6 protein-coding genes and 1 pseudogene are annotated in these 7,534 nt (G+C 71.9%); 6 read left to right on the top strand and 1 reads right to left on the bottom strand.

The window, feature by feature from the left end; genetic code table 11:
• From ABD207_RS01870 to ABD207_RS01855, 4 genes and pseudogenes are all read left to right on the top strand, one after another.
• Positions 1-218: pseudogene (locus tag ABD207_RS01870) on the top strand (hypothetical protein); the annotation flags it as partial.
• Positions 215-1,996 carry an ABC transporter ATP-binding protein gene (locus tag ABD207_RS01865; protein WP_344009478.1) on the top strand — a complete coding sequence of 594 codons (1,782 nt, stop codon included), beginning with the start codon at positions 215-217 and terminating at the stop codon, positions 1,994-1,996. The pseudogene ABD207_RS01870 and the gene ABD207_RS01865, both read left to right, overlap by 4 nt.
• A gap of 315 nt (positions 1,997-2,311) precedes the next feature.
• Positions 2,312-2,785, top strand: a complete 474-nt coding sequence (locus tag ABD207_RS01860) for a DUF5709 domain-containing protein (RefSeq protein ID WP_344009476.1) — start codon at positions 2,312-2,314, stop codon at positions 2,783-2,785.
• A gap of 75 nt (positions 2,786-2,860) precedes the next feature.
• On the top strand, positions 2,861-3,121 hold the full coding sequence (locus tag ABD207_RS01855) for a type B 50S ribosomal protein L31 (RefSeq protein WP_344009474.1): 261 nt from the start codon (positions 2,861-2,863) through the stop codon (positions 3,119-3,121).
• Positions 3,122-3,195: 74 nt separating this feature from the next.
• Here the strand turns inward: ABD207_RS01855 and ABD207_RS01850 are convergent, their stop codons facing one another.
• A complete protein-coding gene (locus tag ABD207_RS01850) occupies positions 3,196-3,990 on the bottom strand; it encodes a metal-dependent hydrolase (RefSeq protein WP_344009472.1) in 795 nt (264 codons plus the stop codon).
• A 145-nt stretch (positions 3,991-4,135) separates the two neighbouring features.
• Here ABD207_RS01850 and ABD207_RS01845 point away from each other — a divergent pair, with 145 nt between their 5' ends.
• Together ABD207_RS01845 and ABD207_RS01840 are read left to right on the top strand one after the other, a co-directional pair.
• The gene (locus ABD207_RS01845) at positions 4,136-6,649 is read left to right on the top strand and encodes a DEAD/DEAH box helicase (RefSeq protein WP_344009470.1); all 2,514 of its coding nucleotides are present in this window, start codon (positions 4,136-4,138) and stop codon (positions 6,647-6,649) included.
• Between the two features lie 18 nt (positions 6,650-6,667).
• Positions 6,668-7,534, top strand: coding sequence for an acyl-CoA thioesterase (locus ABD207_RS01840; protein WP_344009468.1), 867 nt, complete (start codon positions 6,668-6,670; stop codon positions 7,532-7,534).

Genomic DNA, 7,534 nt, shown 5'->3' with positions numbered 1-7,534 from the left:
CGGCGCCGGAGGATCGCGGAGCGGCGCCGGAGGATCGCGGAGCGGCGCCGGAGGATCGCGGAGCGGCGCCGGAGGATCGCGGAGCGGCGCCGGAGGATCGCGGAGCGGCGCCGGAGGTGCTGCACCGGCTGGAGACGTTCGAAGAGCTCGAGGAACTCGAAGAGCTCGAGGAACTCGAAGAGCTCGAGGAACTCGAAGAGATCGAGGAGACGGCATGATCGGCGTGGCGCCCCCGGCCCACGACCCGGCGGCCCCGACCACGGCCGGCACCCTGCCGGTGGGTGCCCCCGCCACCGTCCGCGCGTACGTCGGAGAACTGCTGCGCCGGCACCGCCGGGCCTTCCTGCTGCTGATCACCGTGAACGCGGTCGCGGTGATCGCCTCGATGGTGGGGCCCTACCTGCTCGGCACCCTGGTCGAGCGGGTCTCGGGCGGGGCGCGGGAGCTGCATCCGGAGCTCACGGCCGGTCTGTTCGTGCTCGCGCTCCTCGTGCAGGCCGTGTTCGTGCACCAGATGCGGCTGCGCGGGGCGATGCTCGGCGAGCGGATGCTGGCCGACCTGCGCGAGGACTTCCTGGTGCGGTCGGTCGGGCTGCCGCCCGGGGTGCTGGAGCGGGCCGGCACGGGTGATCTGCTGTCCCGGATCACCACCGACATCGACCGGCTCGGCAATGCCATGCGCGAGGCCGTGCCGACGCTGACCATCGGGGTGGTGTGGGCCGCGCTGCTGCTGGGCGGTCTGGTGGTCACCGCGCCCGAGCTGGCGCCGGCGGTGCTGGTGGCCGTGCCGCTGCTGGTGGCCGGGTGCCGCTGGTACTTCCGGCGGGCGCCCTCCGCCTACCGGTCGGAGGCCGCCGGTTACGCCGCCGTGGCCGCCGCGCTCAGCGAGACCGTGGACGCCGGGCGGACCGTGGAGGCGCACCGCCTCGGCGAGCGCCGGGTGGCGCTGTCGGACCGGCGGATCAGGGAGTGGACGGCGTGGGAGCGCTACACGCTCTGGCTGCGGTCGGTGCTCTTCCCGGTCGTCAACATCACCCATGTGACCGTGCTCGGCTCGGTGCTGATGATCGGCGGGGTGTTCGTCCTGCAGGGCTGGATCGGGGTGGGCCAGCTGACCACCGGCGCGCTGATCGCCCAGATGCTGGTCGAGCCGGTCGGGCTGATCCTGCGCTGGTACGACGAGTTGCAGGTGGCGCAGGTGTCGCTGGCCCGGCTGGTCGGGGTGCGGGACATCGAACCCGACGCCGGTGACGCCACGCTCACGCCCGACGGGCGGCAGGTGCGGGCGGAGGAGGTCCGCTTCGGCTACCGCGAGGGTGTGGACGTACTGCGCAAGGTGTCGCTGGAGGTCGCGCCCGGCACGCGGATGGCCCTGGTGGGCCCCTCCGGGGCAGGCAAGTCGACGCTGGGGCGGCTGCTGGCCGGCATCTACGAGCCGCGCGACGGCTCGGTCACCCTGGGCAGCGCGGAGCTGAGCCGGATGACCGCGGAGCAGGTCCGCTCGCATGTGGCGCTGGTCAACCAGGAGCATCACGTCTTCGTGGGCTCCCTGCGCGACAACCTGCGGCTCGCCCGAACCGACGCGCAGGACACCGAGCTGTGGGCGGCGCTCGCTGCGGTCGACGCGGACGGCTGGGCCCGCGCGCTCGCCGACGGACTCGGCACCGAGGTCGGCTCCGGCGGAGTGGCGCTCACCCCGGCCCAGGCCCAGCAGGTCGCGCTGGCCCGGCTGGTGCTCGCCGATCCGCACACGCTGGTCCTGGACGAGGCGACGTCCCTGCTCGACCCGCGCGCGGCCCGGCACCTGGAGCGGTCCCTGGCCCGCGTCCTGGACGGCCGCACGGTCCTCGCCATCGCGCACCGGCTGCACACCGCCCACGACGCGGACGTGATCGCCGTCGTCGAGGACGGCCGGATCAGCGAGCTGGGCAGCCACGAGGAACTGGTCGCGGCGGACGGCGCCTACGCGGCGTTGTGGCGGTCCTGGCACGGGTGAGGCGAACGCCGGACCGCTGGGGCGGACTCCTTTCCGGGCTCGTCCCGCCGGCTGCCCGGCCCTCGGTGCGGGCGGGCGGCCCGGGGCGGCCCGTGCCCCGGGCCCCCGGACGGTGCGGGCGTGCCGTGTGACCCCCTGTGCGGAAGTCGTGCCGTTGCGCGGTGCCGAAGCGGGGTGGAAGGCTGGAGTCAGGCATTGGCTCGGGGAACGGCCGGCACCCCGGAGAAGGGGCCGGCGGCGCCAGTGCCCCGTGCAGAGGCGGCCCGGTGCGGGCCACGGCGGGAACAATCCTGTCCCCGACCCCTGGAGGTACCCGTGAGCAGCGCCGACGGATGGGGAGACGACGTCTACCAGCCCGACGCGTCCGAGATCCAGGACGACGCCGGACTTCTCGACGCCGAGGACACCCTGGAGGACGACGGCGTCGCCGACCCCCTGGACCGGGGCTGGTCCCCGCCCGAGCGACCGTGGGCGGTGGAGCACCACGGGGTGACCGCGGCCGAGCGCCTCGAGGGCGAGACGCTCGACGAGCGGCTCGCCGAGGAACTGCCCGATCCCGCCGCCGCCCCCGACGGCGACGGTCTCGGCGACAGCGACGGCACCGACGGCGAACTCCTCGACAGCGAGGTCGGCGCGATCCGCTCCGGCCGGCTGGTGGCCCCCGACGAAGGGGCGCACGAGGACGAGGAGGAAGCCCTGGTCGCCCGGGACGTCGGCATCGACGGCGCGGCCGCCTCCGCCGAAGAGGCCGCCGTGCACATCGTCGACGAGGACTCCCTGCCCGGCTGACCTCCGGCCCCGGACCTGCCCCCCAGCCCTGCCCGCCGGCCCGACCGGCCGGACCACCCCGAACAGGGAGCAGCCATGCAGCAGGACAAGCACCCCGACTACCACCCGGTCGTCTTCCGCGACCGCGCCGCCGGGTATGCCTTCCTCACCCGGTCCACCGCGAAGAGCGACCAGACCATCGAGTGGGACGACGGCCAGACCTACCCCGTGGTGGACGTGGAGATCTCCTCCGAGAGCCACCCCTTCTACACGGGCAAGGCCCGCACCGTGGACACGGAGGGACGCGTCGCCCGCTTCGAGCGCCGGTACGGCGGCGAGGGCGGGGCAGCCGGCTGAGGCCGCCCCCGGCGGGGCACAGCTCGAATCACTCGGGTCACCCGGCAGGGCACCGACTGGATCCCTCAGGTTCCTCAGATCACGTTGAGCGCGGCCGCGCCGCCCACTCCGCCGAGCACCATGAACGCCGGCATCAGCACCTTCAGCTCGACCCAGCTGCCCGCGCGGAACCGCATCGCCTTCGGCGGCCCGACCGGGTACCAGCGCTTGCGGCCCACCGGTATCGGCCACAGGATCGGGCAGCCGGACACCGTCAGTGCGTCTCCGATGTCGTGCACCAGGGCGCCCAGCACGATCGGCAGCCCCAGCCACAGGTACTCCTGGCCCGGCGCGGTGAACAGCCAGTCGGAGCCGTTGCCCGGCTGGTCCAGGACACCCGCGAGGATCCAGGAGCTGGTCGCGGCCAGCAGCCACACCAGGACGTCGCTGCTGGAGCCCCGGGTCGCCCGCCACAGCAGCCCCTCGATGGCGAGCACCATGTGCACGAAGAGGATCCCCAGCACCGCCCAGCGCCCGCCGAAGATCGCCAGCGCCGACGTGCCGGTGCCGATCAGCACCGCCCACAGCCAGGTGTGGGTGAGCGTGCGGTGGCCGCCGGATCTGCGCGGATCGCCCTGCATCTTGGTGGCCTTGTAGACGGTGTAGGAGAGCTTGTCGACGATCTCGCACAGCCAGCGGGACAGCGGTCCGAAGGACCGCGAGATGGTGGCCGCCTTGTGGTCGAGGTCGGGGGCGAGCGCTGCCCCCGCGCAGATCAGCGCGCCCGCCAGCAGCACCGGCCAGGGCATGGGACGTCCGGCCGCGGCACTCGCCGCACCGACGCCGAGCCAGGCCGCGGCGCCCGAAAGTGAGTGTGCTGGTCCCATCATCGCCGTTGCCCGCCCCGTTCCTCGTGTACCGCCGGCCCGCTCGCCGGCTCTGCTTCCCCTCTGCCGACGGCACAGCGTAGCGTTCGCGATCTTCGTACCCGCATCCGATTCCCGGTTCCGGTGGGCGGGCAGGCAAGATGGGGACGTGACCCTCATCGATCAGCTGCCGCCGACCGCCGACCCCGACGCCCTGTACGAAGCCTTCGAGTCGTGGGCACAGGAGCGGGGTCTCACGCTCTACCCCCACCAGGAGGAGGCGCTGATCGAGGTGGTGTCCGGGGCGAATGTGATCGTCTCGACGCCCACCGGCTCCGGCAAGAGCATGATCGCCGCCGGGGCCCACTTCGCCGCGCTGGCCAGGGACGAGGTCACCTTCTACACGGCGCCCATCAAGGCGCTGGTGTCGGAGAAGTTCTTCGAGCTGTGCAAGCTGTTCGGCACCGAGAACGTCGGCATGCTCACCGGCGACGCCTCGGTCAACGCGGACGCTCCCGTCATTTGCTGCACGGCCGAGGTGCTGGCGTCGATCGCGCTGCGCGACGGCCGGCAGGCGGACGTCGGCCAGGTCGTGATGGACGAGTTCCACTTCTACGCCGAGCCGGACCGCGGCTGGGCCTGGCAGATCCCGCTGCTGGAGCTGCCGCAGGCTCAGTTCGTGCTGATGTCGGCGACCCTGGGTGATGTGTCCTTCTTCGAGAAGGACCTCACCCGCCGCACCGGCCGCCCGACGGCGGTGGTCCGCTCGGCGACCCGGCCCGTGCCGCTGTCCTACGAGTACCGCTACACCCCGCTGACCGAGACGCTCACCGACCTGCTCGAGAACCGTCAGGCGCCGGTGTACATCGTGCACTTCACCCAGGCGCAGGCGGTGGAGCGGGCGCAGGCGCTGATGAGCATCAACATGTGCTCGCGCGAGGAGAAGGAGCAGATCGCCGAGCTGATCGGCAACTTCCGCTTCACCACCAAGTTCGGCCGCAATCTCTCGCGTTACGTGCGCCACGGCATCGGCGTGCACCACGCCGGCATGCTGCCCAAGTACCGGCGCCTGGTGGAGAAGCTCGCCCAGGCGGGCCTGCTGAAGGTGATCTGCGGGACGGACACCCTGGGTGTGGGCGTCAATGTGCCCATCCGCACGGTGCTGTTCACCGCGCTGACCAAGTACGACGGCAACCGGGTGCGGACCCTGCGCGCCCGTGAGTTCCATCAGATCGCTGGCCGCGCCGGACGGGCCGGCTTCGACACCGAGGGCTTCGTGGTCGCGCAGGCGCCCGAGCATGTCATCGAGAACGAGAAGGCGCTGGCGAAGGCGGGCGACGACCCGAAGAAGCGCCGCAAGGTGGTGCGCAAGAAGGCTCCCGAGGGGTTCGTCGGCTGGACCGACAAGACCTTCCAGAAGCTCATCGACTCCGAGCCGGAGCCGCTGACGTCCCGGTTCCGGGTGACGCACACGATGCTGCTGTCGGTGATCGCCCGTCCCGGCAACGCCTTCGAGGCGATGCGCCGCCTCCTTGAGGACAACCACGAGCCGCGCAAGCAGCAGCTGCGGCACATCCGGCGGGCCATCGCCATCTACCGCTCGCTGCTGGACGGCGGCATCGTGGAGAAGCTGGACACCCCGGACGCCGAGGGCCGCATCGTGCGCCTGACCGTGGATCTCCAGCAGGACTTCGCGCTGAACCAGCCGCTGTCCACCTTCGCGCTGGCCGCGTTCGAGCTGCTGGACCCCGAATCGCCGTCGTACGCGCTGGACATGGTGTCCGTGGTGGAGTCCACGCTGGACGACCCGCGCCAGATCCTCGTCGCCCAGCAGAACAAGGCGCGCGGCGAGGCGGTCGCCGCCATGAAGGCGGACGGTGTCGAGTACGAGGAGCGCATGGAGCGCCTCCAGGACATCACCTACCCGAAGCCGCTGGAGGAGCTGCTCTTCCACGCGTACAACACCTACCGCAAGAGCCACCCGTGGGTCGGTGACCATCCGCTGTCGCCGAAGTCGGTGGTGCGGGACATGTACGAGCGGGCGCTGTCCTTCACCGAGCTGGTGTCCTTCTACGAGCTGGCCCGCACCGAGGGCATCGTGCTGCGCTACCTCGCCAGCGCCTACAAGGCGCTGGAGCACACCGTCCCGGACGACCTGAAGTCGGAGGACCTGCAGGATCTGATCGCCTGGCTGGGCGAGATGGTGCGCCAGGTCGACTCGAGCCTGCTGGACGAGTGGGAGCAGCTGGCCAACCCGGAGGAGATGACCGCCGAGGAGGCGCAGGAGAAGGCCGACCAGGTCAAGCCGGTCACCGCCAATGCGCGCGCCTTCCGGGTGCTGGTGCGCAACGCGATGTTCCGCCGGGTGGAGCTCGCCGCGCTGGACCGGGTGGAGGAACTGGGCGAGCTGGACGCCGAGTCGGGCTGGGACGCGGACGCCTGGGCCGAGGCGATGGACAAGTACTGGGACGAGTACGAGGAGCTGGGCACCGGCCCCGACGCCCGCGGCCCCAAGCTGCTGCTGATCGACGAGGAGCCGGAGAACGGGCTGTGGCGGGTCCGGCAGATCTTCGACGACCCCAACGGGGACCACGACTGGGGCATCAGCGCCGAGGTCGATCTGGCCGCCTCCGACGCCGAGGGCCGCGCGGTCGTGCGGGTCACCGACGTCGGGCAGCTGTGACACGGGAGTACCGCAGCCATGACGAACCCTGCCGAACGGCTTGTCGACCTGCTCGATCTGGAGCAGATCGAGGTGAACATCTTCCGGGGCCGCAGTCCGCAGGAGTCGCTGCAGCGGGTCTTCGGCGGCCAGGTGGCCGGCCAGGCGCTGGTCGCCGCGGGGCGCACCACGGACGGCGACCGGCCCGTGCACTCGCTGCACGCGTACTTTTTGCGTCCCGGGCGGCCGGGTGTGCCCATCGTGTACATGGTGGAACGCGTGCGGGACGGGCGGTCGTTCACGACCCGCCGGGTCACCGCGGTGCAGCAGGGCCGCACGATCTTCCATCTCACCGCTTCCTTTCATCAGCCCGAGCAGGGCAGTTTTGAACATCAGCTGCCGCCGGCGCGTGAGGTGCCGGACCCGGAGTCGCTGGCGACGGTCACGGACGAGATCCGGGAACATCTGGGCACGCTGCCGGAGCAGTTGGAACGGATGGCCCGGCGTCAGCCCTTCGACATCCGCTATGTGGACCGGCTGCGCTGGGACCCCGAGGAGGTGAAGGGCGCCGCGCCGCGCAGCGCGGTGTGGATGCGGGCGGTCGGCCCGCTCGGCGACGACCCGCTGGTGCACACCTGCGCGCTCACCTACGCCAGCGACATGACCCTGCTGGACGCCGTCCGCATCCCGGTCGAACCGCTGTGGGGGCCGCGGGGCTTCGACATGGCGTCGCTGGACCACGCCATGTGGTTCCACCGGCCGTTCCGCGCGGACGAGTGGTTCCTCTACGACCAGGAGTCGCCCATCGCCACGGGCGGACGGGGCCTGGCCCGGGGGCGGATCTACGACCGCGAGGGGCGGATGCTGGTGTCCGTCGTGCAGGAGGGCCTGTTCCGCGCGCTGTAG

The organism is Streptomyces thermospinosisporus (assembly GCF_039526425.1).
GTDB lineage: Bacteria > Actinomycetota > Actinomycetes > Streptomycetales > Streptomycetaceae > Streptomyces > Streptomyces thermocarboxydovorans.
Note: the sequence above shows the minus strand (reverse complement) of the source record. Positions and strands in the feature narration are given on the sequence as shown.

Coding starts and splice junctions, on each gene's coding strand:
- ABD207_RS01850 (WP_344009472.1), bottom strand. CDS start 3,990: ATGATGGGACCAGCACACTCACTTTCGGGCGCCGCGGCCTGGCTCGGC.
- ABD207_RS01855 (WP_344009474.1), top strand. CDS start 2,861: ATGCAGCAGGACAAGCACCCCGACTACCACCCGGTCGTCTTCCGCGAC.
- ABD207_RS01865 (WP_344009478.1), top strand. CDS start 215: ATGATCGGCGTGGCGCCCCCGGCCCACGACCCGGCGGCCCCGACCACG.
- ABD207_RS01840 (WP_344009468.1), top strand. CDS start 6,668: ATGACGAACCCTGCCGAACGGCTTGTCGACCTGCTCGATCTGGAGCAG.